At 67.2% G+C, this 19,300-nt stretch carries 17 protein-coding genes and 2 pseudogenes; 11 read left to right on the forward strand and 8 right to left on the reverse strand.

The genetic code is table 11. The features are described from left to right. Positions 1–35: 35 nt before the first annotated feature. Positions 36–1,451: an aromatic ring-hydroxylating oxygenase subunit alpha gene (locus BN4332_RS15525; RefSeq protein ID WP_066899400.1), complete on the reverse strand. Its 1,416-nt coding sequence runs from the start codon at positions 1,449–1,451 to the stop codon at positions 36–38. Further along, positions 1,451–2,296, reverse strand: coding sequence for an SDR family NAD(P)-dependent oxidoreductase (locus BN4332_RS15530; RefSeq protein ID WP_066899402.1), 846 nt, complete (start codon positions 2,294–2,296; stop codon positions 1,451–1,453). The genes BN4332_RS15525 and BN4332_RS15530 overlap by 1 nt, the downstream gene beginning before the upstream one ends. Positions 2,297–2,449: 153 nt before the next feature. Here BN4332_RS15530 and BN4332_RS15535 point away from each other — a divergent pair, with 153 nt between their 5' ends. The 10 genes from BN4332_RS15535 to frdD all read left to right on the forward strand — a co-directional run bounded on the left by BN4332_RS15535 (position 2,450) and on the right by frdD (position 12,173). Then, on the forward strand, positions 2,450–4,051 hold the full coding sequence (locus BN4332_RS15535) for an SMP-30/gluconolactonase/LRE family protein (RefSeq protein WP_066899404.1): 1,602 nt from the start codon (positions 2,450–2,452) through the stop codon (positions 4,049–4,051). A gap of 8 nt (positions 4,052–4,059) precedes the next feature. Continuing rightward, on the forward strand, positions 4,060–4,797 hold the full coding sequence (locus tag BN4332_RS15540; RefSeq protein WP_066899406.1) for a GntR family transcriptional regulator: 738 nt from the start codon (positions 4,060–4,062) through the stop codon (positions 4,795–4,797). Positions 4,798–4,799: 2 nt separating this feature from the next. Continuing rightward, positions 4,800–6,365 carry an AMP-binding protein gene (locus BN4332_RS15545; RefSeq protein WP_066899409.1) on the forward strand — a complete coding sequence of 522 codons (1,566 nt, stop codon included), beginning with the start codon at positions 4,800–4,802 and terminating at the stop codon, positions 6,363–6,365. 5 nt (positions 6,366–6,370) lie between these two features. Beyond that, positions 6,371–7,144: an SDR family NAD(P)-dependent oxidoreductase gene (locus tag BN4332_RS15550; RefSeq protein WP_066899411.1), complete on the forward strand. Its 774-nt coding sequence runs from the start codon at positions 6,371–6,373 to the stop codon at positions 7,142–7,144. After that, positions 7,141–8,610 (forward strand): acyl-CoA synthetase, encoded by a 1,470-nt coding sequence (locus tag BN4332_RS15555; RefSeq protein WP_066899412.1) that lies wholly within the window; start codon positions 7,141–7,143, stop codon positions 8,608–8,610. Before BN4332_RS15550 ends, BN4332_RS15555 begins: the two co-directional genes overlap by 4 nt. Positions 8,611–8,688: 78 nt before the next feature. Beyond that, positions 8,689–8,943, forward strand: coding sequence for a hypothetical protein (locus tag BN4332_RS15560; protein WP_235654109.1), 255 nt, complete (start codon positions 8,689–8,691; stop codon positions 8,941–8,943). A 9-nt stretch (positions 8,944–8,952) separates the two neighbouring features. Further along, positions 8,953–10,695, forward strand: a complete 1,743-nt coding sequence (gene frdA / locus BN4332_RS15565; RefSeq protein ID WP_066899414.1) for a fumarate reductase (quinol) flavoprotein subunit — start codon at positions 8,953–8,955, stop codon at positions 10,693–10,695. A gap of 1 nt (position 10,696) precedes the next feature. Further along, entirely contained in the window at positions 10,697–11,437 is a 741-nt protein-coding gene (locus BN4332_RS15570; RefSeq protein WP_066899416.1) for a succinate dehydrogenase/fumarate reductase iron-sulfur subunit, read from the forward strand. Further along, complete coding sequence (locus tag BN4332_RS15575) at positions 11,434–11,808, forward strand: succinate dehydrogenase/fumarate reductase transmembrane subunit (RefSeq protein WP_066899417.1); 375 nt, start codon at positions 11,434–11,436, stop codon at positions 11,806–11,808. Before BN4332_RS15570 ends, BN4332_RS15575 begins: the two co-directional genes overlap by 4 nt. Positions 11,809–11,813: 5 nt before the next feature. Beyond that, positions 11,814–12,173, forward strand: coding sequence for a fumarate reductase subunit FrdD (gene frdD / locus BN4332_RS15580; protein ID WP_066899453.1), 360 nt, complete (start codon positions 11,814–11,816; stop codon positions 12,171–12,173). Positions 12,174–12,244: 71 nt separating this feature from the next. Here frdD and BN4332_RS15585 read toward each other — a convergent pair whose 3' ends face one another. From BN4332_RS15585 to BN4332_RS15605, 5 genes and pseudogenes are all read right to left on the reverse strand, one after another. Next, on the reverse strand, positions 12,245–12,691 hold the full coding sequence (locus BN4332_RS15585) for a type II toxin-antitoxin system Rv0910 family toxin (protein WP_066899419.1): 447 nt from the start codon (positions 12,689–12,691) through the stop codon (positions 12,245–12,247). 3 nt (positions 12,692–12,694) lie between these two features. After that, positions 12,695–12,874, reverse strand: a complete 180-nt coding sequence (locus tag BN4332_RS15590; protein ID WP_066899421.1) for an antitoxin — start codon at positions 12,872–12,874, stop codon at positions 12,695–12,697. A gap of 59 nt (positions 12,875–12,933) precedes the next feature. Further along, entirely contained in the window at positions 12,934–15,309 is a 2,376-nt protein-coding gene (locus BN4332_RS15595) for a cation-translocating P-type ATPase (protein WP_066899423.1), read from the reverse strand. Between the two features lie 84 nt (positions 15,310–15,393). Then, a pseudogene (locus BN4332_RS15600) lies at positions 15,394–16,343 on the reverse strand (MBL fold metallo-hydrolase). A gap of 1 nt (position 16,344) precedes the next feature. Then, complete coding sequence (locus BN4332_RS15605; RefSeq protein WP_066899425.1) at positions 16,345–17,079, reverse strand: enoyl-CoA hydratase; 735 nt, start codon at positions 17,077–17,079, stop codon at positions 16,345–16,347. A 26-nt stretch (positions 17,080–17,105) separates the two neighbouring features. Here BN4332_RS15605 and BN4332_RS15610 point away from each other — a divergent pair. Next, positions 17,106–17,796 (forward strand): annotated as a pseudogene (locus BN4332_RS15610) (carboxyl transferase domain-containing protein); the annotation flags it as partial. 111 nt (positions 17,797–17,907) lie between these two features. Here BN4332_RS15610 and BN4332_RS15615 read toward each other — a convergent pair. After that, positions 17,908–19,300 (reverse strand): YhgE/Pip family protein (locus BN4332_RS15615; RefSeq protein WP_066899427.1); only part of this gene is annotated, 1,393 nt, incomplete at its 5' end.

The raw sequence follows: 19,300 nt of genomic DNA on the forward strand, positions 1-19,300 counted from the left end.
TCCGGTAACGCTGACCGTTACCGGAGGTGCACAAATCACTGGATGTCTCGGGGCTCTCCGGTCCCCATGTACTTGGAAAGTTGGTAGTGCAGGTTGACCGTGCTGCGTTCGCGGTAGGGATTCGGCAAAGTTCCCGGGAAACCTGCCGATTTCATCCCCTGCTGCACCGCGGCCATGTTCGAGAAATCCTGCGGCAGCACCGACAGCCAGTTCGGTGAGTCCTTCGGGGTGTAGGCCCATTCGGTCTGCGGCTCTTCACCTTTGGGGTACAGCTCGAAGACCGCGACCTCGAAGATGCACTTGTCCGGGTTGTAGCTCGGATCGGGGCGGGCGCTGTAGCAGAGCGCGCTGGTCAGGCCCTGCCCCACCTGGAAGTTCGGGAAGATCTGCCACGCCGTGCCGCTCTGCCCCAGGATGTCCGGCGGGATGGTCGGCCAGATCACGCCACGCGCCTCGTCATCGCGGCGGGCCGAGGCCAGCCAGTGCTGCAGCACCTCGTCGGCGGGGGTGCCCTCGGGCAGTTCGTCGACCAACCGCTTGGCGGCATTCACCAGGGTTTGCGTCGTGGTCGCGTTGGTTTCTTCCATGGTGTACACCTGCATCTCGGCAGTGGAGATGCGCGGATCACCGGTGCCCAGGCGGATCTTGGACTTGGTCTCGTCCATGCCCTTCGGCGCGTCGTAACCGATGTTGCTGTGCTTGCCCTGCGCCTTCGCCCAGCCCTTGAACTCACCGAACTTGTTGAACTCAGGGTGGGTGGTGAACACGTGGTAGGTCTCGTTGAAGGCCTCCATCGCGACCTTCCAGTTGCAGTCGAAGTACAACCACTTGCGCCACTTGTAGCGCATGTTCTCCAACCCGAACGGGTCGAGGATCTTGGCCGCCGGGTACAGGTAGTCGATCAGCGGCTCGCAGTGCGGGTCCATGTTGATGAACAGCCACCCGCCCCAGGTGTCCACCTGCACGGGCGCCAGATGCGTGTTGCGGGCAGTGAGCTTGCCCTGCCAGTCGTCCTGTTCCCGGATGTGGGTGCAGGCCCCGTCAAGTCCGTACGTCCAGCCGTGGAAGCCGCAGACAAAGGATTTCCGGGCCCGGCCGGTCGCGTTCTTGGCCCCATCGGGAGTGTCGATGAGCTTGCGGCCACGGTGCATACAGACGTTGTGGTGGGCGACAAAGGTGTCCGCGCCGGTTCGTACGATGATGATCGAGTCGTCGAGGATGTCGTACGTCAGATAGCTGCCGACCTCGGGTATCTCCTCGACCCGGCCGACCTGCTGCCACACCTTGCGCCACAGCCGATCCCGTTCGGCGCGGGCGTAATCCGCGGAGATATAGGCCTCGACCGGGATGGTCGTCGGCGCAGACAGGTCCTCGGCGATGACGCCGGTCGAGTCGTCCGGTTCGGCGTCGACTTCCATCGCAGCGTCGAGATCGGATTCGGTATGGGCCACTAGATCCTCCTGATGGCTTCGCGGAAGGATTCGTCCTTGAGGAACAGCGAGGTGTTGTCGGCACCGAGATGCGTCCAGCGCAGATTGAGCCCGCCGTCGACCAGGATCGTCTGACCGGTGATGTAGCTCGACAGGTCGGAGAGCAGGAACAGGATGGCGCCGGCCTGCTCCTCGGGGGTGCCGCGCCGGCCCATCGCGATGGCTCGTTGGTCACGGTCGGGATCAGCGTCGACATAGGTTGCCGAGGCGGCGGTTTCGGTCACCCCGGGGGCGACGGCGTTGACCCGGATGCCGCCCGCGGCGAGCTCAGCGGCCATAGTGCGGGTGGCGGCGACGATCGCGGCCTTCGCGGTGCCGTAGGCCACGTGATAGGGCGCGGTGTTCATCCCGCTGATCGAGGACACCGAGACGATCGAGCCGGGCTTGCCTTGCGAGCGGATCTCGGCAGCCACCGCCTGGCTCATGAAGAACATGGTTTCGAGGTTGGCCGTGAACAATTCGCGCCAGTCGGCCCGTGACACCCGGGTGGCCGGCATCCAGGTGGACGGGGCGGCGCCTCCCGCCACATTGACCAATCCATAGAGCGCGCCGTCGGCCTCACGGGCCGCTTCCAGCACCGTGGCGATCCCCCCATCGGTGGAGGCGTCGGCGGCCACGGTCACGACCTTCAGCCCCTTGTCGGCCAGCGGTGCGACGTGGGTATCGAGGTTGTCCTGTGAGCGGCTGACCGCCACGACGGTCGCCCCGGCCTCGGCCGCCATCCGGGTCACGGTGGTCCCGATGCCGCCACCGCCGGCGCCCGACACCACGACCACCCGGCCGTCCAGGTTCAGCGAACTGTCCATGCGCAACCCTGTCGCCTTATTTGTCCGGACAACATATAGCGATCTTCATATTGGAGAACACTATTCCGCAGGGATTATTCAACCGTCAAGAGCGGATATGGACCCATCGACAGCTATTGTCTGGACTACAACGAGTTGCTAACGTCCGAGGTCATGAGCGCCCCTTCGGTCACCGACGCGAGGTACACCGCAAATCCCACGACGGCCGGGGACTGGACGCTGGAGCAGGTCACCGGCCCGAGCCGGTTGTTCGGGGCGAACGGCCTGCGCACCGGGCCCGACGGCCGTATATACGTCGCGCAGGTGACCGGCAGTCAGATCAGCGCCCTCGACCCCGACACCGGGCGGCTGGAAACCATCAGCGCCAAGGGCGGCGACATCATCGCGCCCGACGACATCGCGTTCGACGCGAGCGGCAATCTCTACGCCACCGAGGTGATGGACGGCCGGGTCAGCGTGCGCGCGGCCGACGGCTACACCCGGGTGCTGCGCGACGACGTGCCCTCGGCCAACGGCATCACGTTCCACCAGGGCCGCCTGTTCGTCGGTGAGTGTCGAGAGGGTGGCCGGCTCATGGAGTTCGACCTCACCGGCGGCGCCCCGCGCATCCTGCTAGACAACGTGCCCTCCCCCAACGCCATGGAGGTCGGCCCCGACGGCCTGCTGTACTTCCCGGTGATGGGCGCCAACGAGATCTGGCGCATCGATCCCGATGGCGGCAGGCCAGAGGTGGTGGCCGGCGGTCTCGGTGTTCCGGACGCGGTCAAGTTCGACGCCGACGGCCACCTCGTCTCGACGCAGGTGGCCAGCGGCCAAGTGCTGCGCATCGATCCGCGCACCGGCGAGCAGACACTGCTGGCCCAGCTCACTCCCGGTCTGGACAACTGCACCTTCGTCGACGGCCGGCTGTTCGTCTCGAACTTCACCGGCGAGATCACCGAGATCCTGTCCGGCGGCAGCACTCAGGCCCTGCTGCCAGGTGGGCTGAACTGGCCACTGGATCTGACCGTCGGCCCCGACGGCAATCTGTATGTCGCCGACGGCACCTACTTCTACCGGGTCGGCCCCAACGGCGCCCTGGAGACCGTGGCGATGCTGTTCTCGCCGGGCTACCCGGGCTTCCTTCGCGGCGTGACGGCCACCGGCCCAGGGGAATTCATCGTCACCACTGCCGCCGACACCGTGACCCGCTACCGCCCGGGCGGTCCCGAGGACGAGGTGAGCCAGGTCCTGGCCGCCGGTATCGACCAGCCTTACGGTGTGGCCGTGGCCTCGGACGGTTCGGTGCTGGTGGTCGAACAGGGTGCCGGACAGCTGCTTTCGGTGCGCGACGGGTCCACCACCGTGCTGGCCACGGGACTGGACACCCCGGTCGCGGTGGCGCTCGGCCCCGACGACGCACCGCTGGTCTCGGTGGCCGGGGCGATAGTTCGCGTCAATGGAGGGCAGACCGCACCGCTGGTCGACGGATTGCACACGCCACACGGCATTCTGGTGCGCGACGGGGCGCTGTTCATCGTCGACTCCGGCAGCAAGGAGGTGGTGCAGTATGACCTCGATACGGCCGCCCGCACCACGATTGCCGCCGGGCTGCCGGTCGGCCCGCCGCCCGGGGTGACCCCCAAGCCGCTCAAGGGTATGCCGCCGTTCTCCGGTCCGCAGGGCCCGTTCGCCGGCATCACCTCGGGACCTGATGGACCCCTGTACATCTCAGGAGACGGCGACGGCAGCGTGCTGGCGCTGCGGCGGAGTTGAGCACAACCATGACAATCACCCCCGCAGAACACCGCTACCTGCAAGTGGCACGGACGTTGCGCAAGGAGATCGTCGACGGCGTGTACCCGGTGGGTACCCAGCTGCCCACCGAGCACGAACTGTGCGAGCGTTTCGAAGTCAGTCGCTACACCGTGCGCGAGGCGCTGCGGCGGCTGCGGGACGACAATCTGGTCATCTCACGGCCGCGGGCCGGGACCACGGTGGCTCAACGGGCAGCGACGAACAGCTATGCGCAGGACGTGGTCTCGATCAACGATCTGCTGGCCTTCGCCACCGGGGCGCAGTTCACCATCGAGTCCAATGCCATGGTCACCATCGACGAAGAGCTGTCCGAACGCACCGGGCTCCCCCTCGGCGAGCAATGGCTGGCGGTCCGCGGCTACCGGCAGACCGATCACGACGAGGCGCCGCTGTGCCGCACCGAGTACTACATCAACCGCAACTTCGCCGCGGTGGGCCGGCTGCTGCAACGCCATTCGGGTCCGATCTTCCCGCTGATCGAGGATCTGTTCGGGGTGAGCATCGTCGAGGTACACCAAGTAATTTCAGCGATCTCAGTGACCAGCGAACTCGCCGCGGGATTGAAGGTGGCTGCCGGTGCCGCGGCCCTGCAGATGCAGCGTACCTACACGACCTCCGACGGCGAGATCGCCCAGGTCACCATCAACACTCACCCGTCGGACCGGTTCCGGCACGCGATGACGATGCGCCGGGTCAAGGGCTGAGCGTGGTACCGCGCGACCACGTTCGCAACGACGACGCCTACTCCCGTGGGCTGTGGGTGTCCACCACACTGGCCGACACCCTGGCCGACGCGGCGCGTGACACCCCGGACCGGGTGCTGGTGGTCGATGGCGACCTCACCCTGACCGCCGGCGAATTGCATGCGCGGGCACAGACTCTGGCCAGACAGCTGGCCGAATGGATGCCCACCGGCAGCGTGGTGTCGTTCATGCTGCCCAACTGGCACGAGGCGGCGATCATCTATCTGGGCGCCACGCTGGCCGGCATGGTGGTCAACCCGATCCTGCCCTCGCTGCGCGATCGCGAACTGGCGTTCATCCTCGGCGATGCTCAGATCCGTGCGATCTTCATCCCGGCCGAGTTCGGCAACCATGACTACGCGGCGATGCTCACCCGGGTGTGCACCCAATTGGATACGCCACCGGAAGTGGTGGTGCTGCGCGGGGAACCGGGCCCGCACCGCGCATTCTCCGGTCCGACGGACGCACCCGAGCGGGAGCTTCCCACGCTCGACCCGGACGCCGTCCGCATGATCATGTACACCTCAGGCACCACCGGTCGACCCAAAGGGGTACTGCACAGCCACAACTCGATCCACGCGCTGATCCGCCAACTACGCGAGCACTGGATGATCGAACCGGGTGACACCTTCCTGGTGGCCTCCCCCATCGCACATATCGGCGGCTCGATCTACGCGTTCGAATGTCCGCTGCTGCTGGGCAGCACCGCGGTCCTGATGCAGCGCTGGAACGCCGAAGCCGGCGTCGAGCTCATGACGGAACACCGGTGCACCCACATGGCCGGGGCGACACCGTTTCTGGAGCAACTGATGGCTGCGGCCGAGCGAACAGGAACCCGGCTTCCCGACCTCAAGGTGTTCATCTGCGGCGGCGCATCGGTACCCCCATCGCTGATCCGGCGCGCCGCGGACTACTTCGACAAGGCAGTGGTCAGCCGGGTGTACGGGTCCACCGAAGTGCCGGTCACCACGGTCGGCTCACTGGCACCGGGCGACGTGGAACACGCCGCCGGCACCGACGGTCGCCCCGGCATTGCCGAGGTTCGGCTGGACTCCGGCGAGATCACCGCCCGCGGACCGCAGATGCTGCTGGGCTACCTGCATCCCGAGGACGAGATCGGATCCTTCAGCCCCGACGGGTTTTTCCGGACCGGCGATCTCGGCCGATGGGTGGACGACGACTACCTGCAAGTGACCGGACGCGCCAAGGACCTGATCATCCGCAACGGCGAGAACATCTCCCCGAAGGAGGTCGAGGATCTCCTGGTCGGCGCACTCGGCATCACCGAGGCCGCGGTCGTGGGTCTGCCCGACGAGCGCACCGGAGAGCGCGCCTGCGCGGTCCTGGTGACCGCCGACGGTCACCGACCCGGAGTGGCCGAGGTGGGCCGGTTGCTGGCCGAGCAGGGCCTGGCCCGGTTCAAAACGCCCGAGCAGATTGAGATTTGGGATGCGCTGCCCAAGAACGATGCGGGCAAGGTGTTGAAGCACCGCATCCGAGCGAGGCTGACCGAAGCGACGGAAGGGTGACAGACATGCAGGTTGCGATCGTCACCGGGGCCAGCAGTGGCATCGGGTTCGGCTGTGCCGTCAAACTCGCCGAGGCCGGCATGGCGGTGCTCGGCACCGGGCGCGACGAGGGCCGGCTGGCCGAACTCGAGCGAGCGATCGGCGACCCGGACCGGGTCGCCACGGTGTCCGTCGACCTCACTGCCGACGAGGCGCCCCAATGCATCGTGGACGCCGCACTGTCCCGGTGGGGCCGCATCGACTTCCTGATCAACAACGCCGGTATCGGCAGCCCCAAACCCCTGCACGAGACCGACGACGAGACCCTGGACCACTTCCTGGGGATCATGCTGCGTGCACCCTTCCGGATAGCCCGAGATGTACTGCCGCACCTGGGTTCCGGCTCGGCCATCATCAATGTCACCTCGACCTTCGCCGTCGTCGGCGGCCTGCGCGGCGGCGCGTACTCGGCCGCCAAGGGCGGATTGACGGCACTCACCACCCATATCGCCTGCCAGTACGGGGCCCAGGGCATCCGCTGCAACGCCGTGGCTCCGGGCGTCACGGTGACCCCGATGGTCGAGCACCGACTGGAGAACGAAGGCTTCCGCAAGATGCAGACCGAGATGACCCCGCACACCCGGCTCGGCCGCATCGAGGACATCGCCGCCACCGTGGCGTTCCTGTGCTCGGAGGGCGGCAGCTTCATCAACGGCCAGACCATCGTCGTCGACGGCGGCTGGAGCTCGACGAAGTACCTCTCCGACTTTGCGCTGAACTCGAATTGGGTGGGGCGGTGAACGTTTTCACGGTGCTCGATCAGGCGGCGGCCCAATTCGGCGACCGAGGCGCGGTGTTTCTGGGCCGGCGTCAGCTGCACACCTGGGCACAACTGCGTGACCGCGCGCTGCGGCTGGCGACCTCGCTGCGGCCGCTCGGCGGGCCTGGCACGCGGATCGCCGTCGCCAGCGAGAACCGGCCCGAGATCGTCGAGCTGATGTTCGCCATCTGGGCGGCCGATTGTGTGTTCGTGCCGATCAACTACAAGCTGCATCCCCGCGAGATGGCCGACATCCTGGCCGATTCCGGTGCCGCCCAGGCGTTCGCGTCGCCCACGATCGCCGAGAGCCTCAGCCCCGCCACCGAGGTACCCGTCGAAACCATCGCAGACCCGGCCTACGCTCAGCGGTTCCACGCCGAGCCCGCCGCCGCGCCCACCGCGGATCCGACTGCGCTGGCATGGCTGTTCTACACCAGCGGCACCACCGGAAAGTCCAAGGGCGCCATGCTGTCTCACCGCAACCTGATGGCGATGACGGTGGCGCATCTGGCCGACTTCGACGACCCCGACGAGAACTGCAGCCTGATCCACGGCGCCCCGATGTCGCACGGATCCGGCCTGTACATCCCGCCCTATGTGCTGCGCGGTGCGCGTCAGGTGATCCCGGAATCGGCCGCGTTCGAGCCCGACGAGTTCCTGGACCTGTGCGGCCATCACCCCGGCTGCAGCGCGTTCCTGGCCCCGACCATGGTGCAGCGCCTGATCCAGACCGGGCGGCCCCGCCCGGACAACCTGAAAACCGTTGTGTACGGCGGCGGGCCGATGTATGTCGACAGCCTCAAGAAGGCGCTGGCCGCCTACGGCCCGATCTTCGTGCAGCTCTACGGGCAGGGCGAGGCACCCATGACCATTACCGGGCTGCGCCGGGCCGACCACATCGAAGCAGACGACGCCACGCTGGGCTCGGTGGGCTACCCGCGCTCCGGCGTCGACGTGGCTGTGCACGCGACGGACGGCACCGCCGCCGCCGTTGGCGAGATCGGTGAAATCGTCTGCCGCGGCGACGTCGTCATGTCCGGCTACTGGAACAACCCGGGCGCCACCGCCGCCACGCTAAAAGACGGCTGGCTGCACACCGGCGACATGGGGTCGTTCGATGGGCACGGCTACCTCACCCTGCGCGACCGTTCCAAGGATGTGGTGATCAGCGGCGGCAGCAACATCTACCCCCGCGAGGTCGAGGAAGCCCTGCTGGAGCACCCGGACGTGATCGAGGCCGGCGTGGTGGGGGCACCCGACGCCGACTGGGGCGAGGTGGTGGTCGCCTTCGTGGTCGGTGACGTGGACGCGGCGGCGCTCGACGCGCACCTGCTGGAACGCATCGCGCGGTTCAAGCGGCCCAAGCGCTACGAGTTCATCGATGCCCTGCCGAAGAACAGCTACGGCAAGGTGCTCAAACGCGAGCTGCGGGAACGTTTGGTCTGAACCATGGACGGGCGGGTGCCGACGGGAATACGCTGATGTGACCCAGCTCACTCGCGAGAGACCCGAGGAGGCGGGATGATGGCCGCCAACTCTCTACAACAGACCACGCATTTTCCCAAGCAGAAGGCGCCCTGCGGGCGCATGGTCGAGGGTGATCGTCACGTCGAGAGCGACGACGACGGCTTCAGCTACGACGACCTCAAATTCTCCTGCGGCTGCCGCGAGAGCCGCCATGTCTACCACGACGGATGCGTGGCCATCCGCACCGTGAGACATGACGGGAAGGTGCTGCGGGACGAGCGCTGCAGAGAGCATGAGGCCTTCGAAGTGTGAGGCCAGGCGATGACCGCCTCACACGACATCGTGGTGATCGGAGGGGGCGGCGCCGGTTTGCGCGCCGCGATCGCGATCGCCGAGACCAACCCGCGGTTGAACGTGGCGATCGTGTCGAAGGTGTATCCGATGCGCAGCCACACCGTCTCGGCCGAGGGCGGTGCCGCCGCGGTGGCCGGTGCCGACGACACCATCGACGAGCATGCCTACGACACCATTTCCGGTGGCGACTGGCTGTGTGACCAGGACGCGGTCGAAGCCTTCGTCGCCGAGGCGCCGCTGGAGCTCATGCAGCTCGAACACTGGGGATGTCCGTGGAGCCGAACCCCGGACGGGCACATCGCCGTTCGCGCATTCGGTGGCATGAAGAAACTGCGCACCTGGTTCGCGGCCGACAAGACCGGATTTCACCTGTTGCACACACTTTTTCAGCGGGCTCTCGCCTATCCCGACATCGTGCGTTACGACGAATGGTTCGCGACCACCCTGCTCGTCGACGACGGTGTGGTGCGGGGCCTGGTGGCGATCGAACTGGCCAGCGGTCGCATCGAGACCATCCTGGCCAACGCGGTGATCATGTGTACCGGCGGCTGCGGCCGGGTCTTCCCGTTCACCACCAACGCCAACATCAAGACCGGCGACGGGATGGCGCTGGCGTTCCGGGCCGGCGCACCGCTCAAAGACATGGAATTCGTTCAGTACCACCCGACGGGGCTGCCGTTCACCGGCATCCTGATCACCGAGGCCGCCCGGGCCGAGGGCGGCTGGCTGCTCAACAAGGACGGCTACCGGTACCTGCAGGATTATGACCTGGGCACGCCCACCCCGGAACCCAAGCTGCGCAGCATGGAACTGGGCCCGCGGGACCGGTTGTCGCAGGCGTTCGTGCACGAGCTGGACAAGGGTCGCACCGACGAAACCCCGTACGGTCCTGTGGTTTACCTGGATCTGCGGCACCTGGGTGCCAAGCTCATCGACGCCAAGCTGCCGTTCGTGCGGGAGCTGTGCCGCGACTACCAGCACATCGACCCGGTCACCGAACTGGTGCCGGTGCGGCCCGTCGTGCACTACATGATGGGCGGCGTCCACACCGACATCTCCGGCGCCACCGGGCTTCCCGGGCTCTACGCCGCCGGTGAGACGGCGTGCGTCAGCATCAACGGTGCCAACCGGCTCGGGTCGAACTCGCTGCCCGAGCTGCTGGTGTTCGGGGCCAGGGCCGGGCACACGGCGGCCGAATACGTGTCCGCGGCCGGAACCGTTCCCGCGGCGGTTTACACCCAGGCCCGCAGCGAGGAGCGGCGCCTCGAACAGGATCTGAGCCGGCGCGCCGAGAGCGGCGGTGAACGCATCGCCGACATCCGCACCGACATGCAGACGGTGCTGGAGACCTCGGCCGGTATCTACCGCGACGGACCCACCCTGACCAAGGCCGCCACCCAGATACGCGAACTGCAGGAGCGCTTCGCCCACGCCGGGATCGACGATCACAGCCACACCTTCAACACCGAACTGCTGGCCTTCCTGGAGCTGTCCGGAATGCTCGACATCGCTCAGACGATCGTCGAATCCGCCTCGCACCGAACCGAATCCCGCGGCGCACACCAGCGGACCGACTTCCCGAGCCGCGACGACGAGAACTTCCTGGCCCACACCATGGCCCATCGAGAGCCCGACGGCTCACCGCGGATCGACTACCTGCCGGTCACCGTCACGCGCTGGCCACCGGGCGAACGGGTATACGGGAGGTGAGATGGCAGACCGAATTGTCATGGAGGTGGCCCGGTATCGCCCCGAAACCGATACCGAGCCGGTGATGCAGTCCTACGACGTTCCGCTGACCCGCGAGTGGGCAGTGCTCGACGGGCTGAACTACATCAAGGACCGCCTGGACGGCACGCTGAGCTTCCGGTGGTCGTGCCGCATGGGGATCTGTGGCAGCTGCGGCATGACGATCAACGGCGATCCGAAGCTGGCGTGCGCCACGTTTCTGGTCGACTACCTGCCGGGGCCGGTGCGGGTTGAGCCGATGCGCAACTTCCCGGTGATCCGCGATCTCGTCGTCGACATCAGCGACTTCATGACCAAGCTGCCGCGCGTGAAGCCGTGGATCATCAACGACGACGAACCCGCTGCCGACACCGAATACCGCCAGACCCCAGCCGAACTCGACGAGTTCAAGCAGTTCAGCATGTGCATCAACTGCATGCTGTGCTACTCGGCGTGTCCGGTGTACGCACTGGACCCGGACTTTCTCGGCCCGGCGGCGATCGCGTTGGCGCAACGGTACAACCTGGATTCCCGCGACGAGGGCGCACACGACCGGCGCGACGTGCTGGCCGCCGCCGACGGCGCGTGGGGGTGCACCTACGTCGGCGAGTGCTCGGTAGCCTGCCCGAAGGGCGTCGATCCGGCCGGCGCGATCCAGCGCTACAAGCTCACGGCGGCAACGCATTCGGTGAAGAGCCTGCTCCTGCCGAGGGCCGCGAGATGACGACCTACCGTCAGCCCGTCCCACTGTTGTGGTGGGCCAAACGCGGTTCATATCTGAGGTACATGCTGCGCGAGCTCAGTTGCGAGTTCGTGGCCTGGTCGGTGATCTATCTCGGCGTGCTCGTCTGGGCGCTGGCGAGCGGGCGCTACGACTGGTTCCAGGACTTCAGCACCCATCCGGTGGTGATCGTGCTGAACCTGCTGACGCTGGCATTCCTGTTGCTGCACACCGTGACCTGGTTCGGCCTGGCGCCTCGCGCGATGGTGGTGCATGTGCGCGGCCGACGCGTGCCGGCCGGTGCGGTGCTGATCGGGCATTACGCCGCGTGGTTGGTGGTGTCCGCGGCGATCGCGTGGGTGGTGCTGGCATGAGCCGCATGAACGCGACAACTCGCCGGACCCCGGAACCGTTCTTGTGGCTGTTGTTCTCGGCCGGCGGCATGGTGAGCGCGCTGGTGCTACCGGTGCTGATGCTGCTGTTCGGCGTGGCGTTCCCGCTCGGCCTGCTCGATGCGCCCGACCCCGAGCACCTGCTGGCCGTGGTGCGCCATCCGCTGACCCGCATCGTGCTGGCCGGCGTGTTCGTACTCGGCCTGTTCCATTGGGCCCACCGGTTCCGCTTCATGATCGAACACGGCCTGAAACTCGGCCGCTTCGACCGGGCCATCGCGGTGATCAGCTACGGCGCGGCCGCACTCGGCTCGATCCTGGCGATTTGGCTGCTGGTGACCCTCTAACGCCGAGCAGACGCAGAATCGCACTTTCACCAGTGATTTCGTGCGATTCTGCGTCTGCTCGCGAGAGGAAATTACGACGCGTAAAGCGCCTTGAACTTGTTCAGCGACTGCTGGATATCGCCCTTGAGCGCGGCAGCCACCACCATGCCGATCGGCCCGAACAATGCGGGCCCGCCGAGGTGCACATCGAAGGCGACGGTCGCGCCATCGGTCCCGTCGACCACGGCGGGCTTGATCTTTCCGATCAGCTTGACCTTGACCCCACCCCGGCCATCGCCGTTGAGGGTCAGGGACTGCGGCGGCTTATAGCTCACCAGCGTCCACTTCACCCGGTTCAGCATGCCCTTGACCTCGACGATCGAGTCGATGACCGTGCCCTTCTCCAGGGTTTCGGGCAACTTCGACCGCCAGGCCCGGTGGATGCTCAACCACTCGTCGTAGCGGGACAGATCAGAGGCGTACTCCCACGCCTTCTCCGGCGGCAACGGAACATCGACGGAGACAGACAACTTGGCCATGGGTTACTGCTGCGGCCCTTCCTTGCGGATCGCGTTCTTGGCCGCGTCCTGCGCCTTGTCGACGTGCTGGCTGTATTTGCCCTGCGTCTTCTGGTCGACGATGTCACCGGCCTTGTCGATCGCGGTGTCCACCTTGTCGGCGTTCTTCGACAAGAGGTCCTTCGCTTTGTCCAGGAATCCCATCAGCCCACCCTATCTTTCTCGATTGTCATCCGAACGCCCGATATTCTCCCCGCTGTCAGCTATCTCCACAACCGGCGCTTCTCCCCCAGCACGATGCCCTGCACCCACCACGACACCTCGATCAGCAACGCCCCGACCAGGCCGATACCCAGCGCAATGCCGGTGACCTTGAGGTTCGACGGATCCAGCATGAACAGGCGCTGAGCCAGCGGCAAACAAAAAATCAGCACATATGCCAACCCCGAGCCGGCGACCAGCGCCACCCGCCACCACTCATAGGGCCGGGCCACCACCGACAGCACCCACAGCGAGGACACCAGCAACGTGATCAGCGCCGCCGTCGAGGCCTGCGTCTGCTCGACCGGCGTCGCCGCCCGGCCCTGATAGGCCACCAAGTACGAGATGAACGTGACGGTGCCGACCACCAGGCCCGACGGCAACGCCGCCGTCATAACCCGGCGGACGAACCCGGTGTGGGCCCGTTCGTTGTTCGGGGCCAGGGACAGGATGAACGCCGGGATGCCGATGGTGAACCAGGCCGCGATCGTGACGTGGATCGGCTGGAACGGGAACAGCAGCGGATCGGTGTCGAACCACTCGGAGGACAGGCCGGCCAACCCGACGAGGATGGCCAGCAGCACCGAGTACACGGTCTTGGTGAGGAACAGGTTCGAGACCCGCTCGATGTTGCCGATCACCCGTCTGCCCTCGCCGACCACATAGGGCAGGGTGGCGAACTTGTTGTCCAGCAACACGATCTGCGCCACCGCACGCGAGGCGGAACTACCCGAACCCATCGCGACTCCGATGTCGGCATCCTTGAGCGCCAGCACGTCGTTGACGCCGTCACCCGTCATCGCCACCGTGTGCCCACGCGATTGCAGGGCATGCACCATGGCCCGCTTCTGATCGGGGCGCACGCGGCCGAAGGTGGTGTACTCCTCGAGCGTGTCAGCCAGCGGCTCCGGCTCGTGGGGCAACTGCCTGGCATCCATCGTCTCGCCGTGCAGGCCCAGCTTGCCCGCCACCGCGCCCACCGACACGGCATTGTCACCGGAGATCACCTTGACCGAAACATGCTGGGAGGCAAAGTAGTCGAGGGTGTCACCGGCGTCGGGGCGGATCCGTTGTTCCAGCACCACCAGCGCGACGGGGGTGACGGTCCCGGGTGCCTGCGGCGCGTCGACCGATTGATCGGACGACCCCAACAGCAGCACCCGCAAACCCTGGGCGCCGATCTGCTCGGCCTGCTCGGCTTCCGGGGATGTGGGGTCCAACAACACATCCGGTGCGCCGATCACCCAGTTGCCGTGGTCGCCGTAGGACGCGCCACTCCACTTGGTGGCCGATTTGAACGGGGCCGTCGCGGTGGCCGTCCACCCCGGCGGCGTCGGGTAGGCCTCGGCGATGGCCAGCATGCTGGCGTTGGGGCGGGCATCGTCGGCGGCCAGTTGCGCCAGCACCGCCGTCACGTCGTCCTGCGTGAACGTGGTCAGATCGCTGAGCCGCATACCGTTTTCGGTCAGCGTGCCGGTCTTGTCGGCGCACACCACGTCGACGCGGGCCAGGCCCTCGATCGCGGGAAGCTCGTTGACCAGGCACTGCCGCCGGCCCAGCCGGACCACCCCGACGGCGAACGCGATCGAAGTCATCAGCACCAGACCTTCTGGCACCATCGGCACCAGCGCACCGACCATACGCAGCACCGCGTCCTGCCAATCGGCGTGGGTGGTGAACAGCTGGGTGTAGATGGTGAGCAGCCCGGCAGGCACCAGCAGGTAGGTGATGAACTGCAAGATCTTGTTGATGCCGTTGCGCAGTTCGGATTTCACCAAGGTGAACTTGGACGCCTCCTCGGCGAGCTTGGCGGCGTACGCCTCCCGGCCCACTCTGGTGGCCCGATAGGCGCCGGACCCGGCCACCACGAAACTGCCCGACATCACCGCGTCACCGGTGTCCTTGGCGATCGGATCGGCCTCACCGGTCAGCAGCGATTCGTCGACCTCGAGGTTGGATTCCTCGATGATCTCGCCGTCCACCACGATCTGATCGCCGGGCCCCAGCTCGATGATGTCGTCGAGCACCACCTCACTGGGCAACACGTCGCGACGGCCGGACGCCCGACGCACCGTCGGCTTGGCCTGCCCGACGATCGCCAGCTTGTCCAGGGTCTGCTTGGCGCGGATCTCCTGGATGATGCCGATCGCGCTGTTGGCGATGATCAACAGGCCGAACGCACCGTTGATCAACGAGCCGGTGGACAACACGATCAGGAACAGCACACCCAGGATGGCGTTGATGCGGGTGAAGACGTTGGCCCGGACGATCTCGGAGACACTGCGCGCCGCCCGCGTCGGGACGTCGTTGCTCTTCCCTTCGGCAACCCGCTGCGTCACCTCGGCCTCGGTGAGGCCGGTGAGGTTGATCGTCGTCATTCGCCCTCGTCCCGTTCGGTGTCGTCAAGCTCGAACGTCAGTTTGCCATCGCGGACCGCCGCTGCCTCGGCGAATGCGGCCGCGTTACAGCTCCCACCACGGGTCGAGCGCAGCGGATTCGGCGTCCACCCGCTGCCCGGGCCGCGGCACCGCGACCTGAATGCCCGCCGGGTCGGCCGCCGTCAGCAAGCGTCGCACCGGCTCGGCCCACGGATGCGGCGCCAGCCGGAACGTCGCCCAGTGCACCGGCACCAACAACCCCGAATCGGTGACGTCCCGGTGGGCCCGCACCGCTTCCTCGGGGTTCATGTGGATGTCGGGCCAGCTGGGGTGGTACGCCCCGACCGGGAGCAGGGTCAGGTCGAAAGGCCCGTACTCCGAACCGATTTCGGAGAAACTCTTGGTGTAGCCGGTGTCACCGCCGAAGAACGCCCGGTGCTGCGGCCCGACGATGGCCCATGATGCCCACAGCGTGGTGTTGCGCTGGAACAACCGGCCCGAGAAGTGCCGGGCCGGGGTGCACACCAGCGTCAGCTCGCCGATCCGGTGGCTCTCGTTCCAGTCCAGCTCGATGATCCGATCCTCGGGGATCCGCCACTTGCGCAGGTGCGCCCCGATGCCCAGCGGCACCAAGAACGGGGCGCGTTGGGTACGGGCCAATCCCTGGATGGTGTCGATGTCGAGGTGGTCGTAGTGATCGTGGCTGATCAGGACGGCGTCGACAGCGGGCAGCGCCTCCATCGGCAGTGGTGGCTCATGCAGTCGNATAGGAGACAACGGCTGGCCGAACCGGGGCCGAACATCTCGGTGAGCAGCAGGCGCCACTCTTCGCGGCCCATGCTGATGCCCGGCGAGGCCGGTTCGATGTTGACGAACACCCCGTCGGCGTAGTGCAGGGACCGCTGCGCCACCGGACGGATGTCGCGGGGCAGGGCCCCCACCGAGGCATAGGTCCCGTTCAGCGCGCGCAACAGCCAGCCACCGGCCAGCAACGAGGCCGACCGGGCCCCGTACCGAAGCGCGGCGCGCAGCACGTCAGGCCCCGGTGAAGTTCGGCGGCCGCTTCTCGATCCGCGCCACCTGCGCCTCGATCACGTCCTTGGACGCCCACGCCTTGTCGAACAGCTCCTTGTGGGCCGGCCAGGACTCCTCGTAGGCGCCGTCGTCGTTGAGCACCCGCTTGGCGTGCTGCAGTGCCAGCGGTGCGTACCCGGCCAGTTCGGCGGCCCACTTCTGCGCGTCGGCCAGGGTGCCGATGCGGTTGGCCATGCCGGTCTGCAGCGCGGTTTCGGCGGTCAGCTTCTCGGCGCCGAGCAGCATGCCCCGCGCGCGGCCGTAGCCGACCAGCGAGGTCAACCGGCGGATGCTCCAGTTGTCCAGGGCCAGGCCGTACTTGGCGACCGGGAACTGGAAGTAGGCGTTGGGGGCGACAACCCGCAGATCGCAGATCATCGAGAGGATCACACCCGCGCCGATCGCCGGGCCATTGATCGCGCCGATCACCGGCACCGGGGCGGCATCGATCGCCAGGTTCAGGGCCAGGGCCTTGTCGGGAAGCTTCTCGGCCATGCCCGCGGCGTCGGTGAGGTCGGCTCCGGAGCTGAACACCGGGCCGGCACCGGTCAGCACGATCGCCCTGATGTCCTCGGACGCGGCGTTCTCCACCGCTTCCCGCAGGCTGTCGACGAGCTCGCAGTTCAGCGCGTTGCGCCGCTCCTCGCGTTGCAGTTCCAGGGTCAGGACACTGCCGTCTCTGGTCACACCAATCATGTGGTCAGCCTATATAGGCTCGTGCCGTGAGTCGGATCGGCGCCCGCGCGCTTCGTGATGCAGTGCTCGACGAAGGTTCGTTCCGGAGCTGGGATGCCCCGCCCCGTGACGTCGCCACCAGCGAGGACTACCGCCGTGAGTTGGCCGAGGCCAAGGCGTTGACCGGGCTCGACGAATCGGTGCTGACCGGCGAGGGCACCATCTTCGGGCGCCGCGTGGCCGTGGTGGCCTGTGAGTTCGACTTCCTGGCCGGATCGATCGGGGTGGCCGCCGCCGAGCGGATCACCGCCGCGGTGACCAGAGCCACGGCCGAGGGCCTGCCGCTGCTGGCGTCGCCGAGTTCGGGCGGAACCCGGATGCAGGAGGGCACCGTGGCCTTCCTGCAGATGGTGAAGATCGCCGCGGCCGTCGAGCTGCACAAGCAGGCTCATCTGCCGTACCTGGTCTACCTGCGGCACCCGACCACGGGCGGCGTGTTCGCGTCATGGGGTTCGCTCGGGCACGTCACCGCCGCCGAGCCCGGCGCGCTGATCGGCTTCCTCGGGCCGCGGGTGTACGAGCACCTGTACGGCGAACCGNTCGGCGGATCTGGTGCGCCACGGCATCGCCGACGCGATCGTGCCCGAGCACCCCGACGCCGCCGACGAGCCGCGGGCCTTCACCGAACGGTTGTCGACAGCGGTTGCCGGTGAGCTGGCCGCGCTGCGCGCCATGCCCGCCGAGCAGCGGTTGCAGGCCCGGTTGGAGCGTTACCGGCGCATCGGGCTCGGGTGATTTGGGTGCGTTCGGTAACGCTGACCGCTACCAGACGCACCCAAATCACTGGGTTCACACTTCGATCGGCGGATGCAATCGATCCATGGTGTACTGCCGGTTTCGCCGGGCCGCCCACGAACTGGCCGCCAGCGAGGCCGCCAGCACCCCGGCCAGCACCGCGATCGCGATCCACAACCGCGAGTCGATCCCACCGACGATCAACTGCCGAAGTCCGTTGACCGCGTAGGTCATCGGGTCGACCGGGTGCAGGATCTGGAACGGTTTGGCCGTGGTCTCCACCGGATAGATGCCCCCGGCCGAGACGAGCTGCAGCATGAGGAAGGCCAGCGTGACGACCCGGCCCACCGACACCCCGAACAGCGCGTTGAACGCCTGGATCAACGCGAGGAACGCGCCGGCCACCAACAGCAGAAACGCCACCGTGGCCAGTGGATATTTGGCCTGCAGGCCGACCCCGAAGTGGACCACCACGTACATCACCACGACCTGGCAGACCACGATCAGCAGGGCGGGCCAGTAGGAGGCCAGCACCACCCGCAGCGCACCCAACCCGTTGACCACCGGACGGGACTGCAACGGCTGCAACAACATCCAGATGATCAGCGCACCGATGAACAGTGCCAGCGGCAGGAAGAACGGCGCGAAACCGGTGCCGAACGTGGCGGCCGGATTGTGCGTCTGGATGTCCAGCGCCACCGGCGCGGCCAGGGTGCGGGCCACCTCGGTGCGCTGTTGCGGGGTCCACGACGGCACCTGGGTGGAACCCTCTTTGAGCGCGGTGGCCAACTGCTGATTGCCGGCCTGCAGTTTCTCCGTGCCCGCCGCCAGTTCGCCCGCCCCGTTGGACAGTTGGCGCCCGCCGTTGGCCAGCTGAACCAGGCCGCTGCTGAGCCGCTGGGCGCCGTCGTTGAGTTGATGGGCACCGTCGCGCAATTTGACGACGTCGGCGCGCAGCCCGCCGGTGAGCGCCTTGTTGATGAACACCCGCAGCTTGCTGTTCGGGTCGCCCAGCTCGTTCTCCAGCTGAGTGGCGTTGTCGCGCAGACGGATCAGGCCCTCATCGGTGGCCGGATCGAGACCGCGGGCGACGAGCAGCCGGTGCGCACCGGCCAGGAACTCCCCGGTGTCGCGCACGGTCGGATCGGGACTGGTGCGCAGGATGCCGACGGCCTGGTCGACGATCGCCGCGGCCTGCGCCTGGTCGATGTTGAGCGCGGCGATCCGGTCGGTGGTGGAGCGCACCGCCCCCGACAGCCGCTGGGCGGCCATGCCGACCTCGTTGGGGTCCAGGCCGAGCCCGCTGACCCGGTCCAGCACCGTGAGCAGCGGATCGGTGGCGGTGTCGACCGCGGTCGACAACTGCCGGGTACCCGCGGCCAGCTGCGCCGAGCCGTCGCGCGCGGTGACCAGGCCCGCGGTCAGCGCGTCGGCCCCGGTTGACAGC

Source organism: Mycolicibacterium houstonense, assembly GCF_900078665.2.
Lineage (GTDB): Bacteria > Actinomycetota > Actinomycetes > Mycobacteriales > Mycobacteriaceae > Mycobacterium > Mycobacterium houstonense.

Coding starts and splice junctions, on each gene's coding strand:
- BN4332_RS15530 (WP_066899402.1), bottom strand. CDS start 2,296: ATGGACAGTTCGCTGAACCTGGACGGCCGGGTGGTCGTGGTGTCGGGC.
- BN4332_RS15535 (WP_066899404.1), top strand. CDS start 2,450: ATGAGCGCCCCTTCGGTCACCGACGCGAGGTACACCGCAAATCCCACG.
- BN4332_RS15540 (WP_066899406.1), top strand. CDS start 4,060: ATGACAATCACCCCCGCAGAACACCGCTACCTGCAAGTGGCACGGACG.
- BN4332_RS15550 (WP_066899411.1), top strand. CDS start 6,371: ATGCAGGTTGCGATCGTCACCGGGGCCAGCAGTGGCATCGGGTTCGGC.
- BN4332_RS15560 (WP_235654109.1), top strand. CDS start 8,689: ATGGCCGCCAACTCTCTACAACAGACCACGCATTTTCCCAAGCAGAAG.
- frdA (WP_066899414.1), top strand. CDS start 8,953: ATGACCGCCTCACACGACATCGTGGTGATCGGAGGGGGCGGCGCCGGT.
- BN4332_RS15570 (WP_066899416.1), top strand. CDS start 10,697: ATGGCAGACCGAATTGTCATGGAGGTGGCCCGGTATCGCCCCGAAACC.
- BN4332_RS15575 (WP_066899417.1), top strand. CDS start 11,434: ATGACGACCTACCGTCAGCCCGTCCCACTGTTGTGGTGGGCCAAACGC.
- frdD (WP_066899453.1), top strand. CDS start 11,814: ATGAACGCGACAACTCGCCGGACCCCGGAACCGTTCTTGTGGCTGTTG.
- BN4332_RS15585 (WP_066899419.1), bottom strand. CDS start 12,691: ATGGCCAAGTTGTCTGTCTCCGTCGATGTTCCGTTGCCGCCGGAGAAG.
- BN4332_RS15590 (WP_066899421.1), bottom strand. CDS start 12,874: ATGGGATTCCTGGACAAAGCGAAGGACCTCTTGTCGAAGAACGCCGAC.
- BN4332_RS15595 (WP_066899423.1), bottom strand. CDS start 15,309: ATGACGACGATCAACCTCACCGGCCTCACCGAGGCCGAGGTGACGCAG.
- BN4332_RS15605 (WP_066899425.1), bottom strand. CDS start 17,079: ATGATTGGTGTGACCAGAGACGGCAGTGTCCTGACCCTGGAACTGCAA.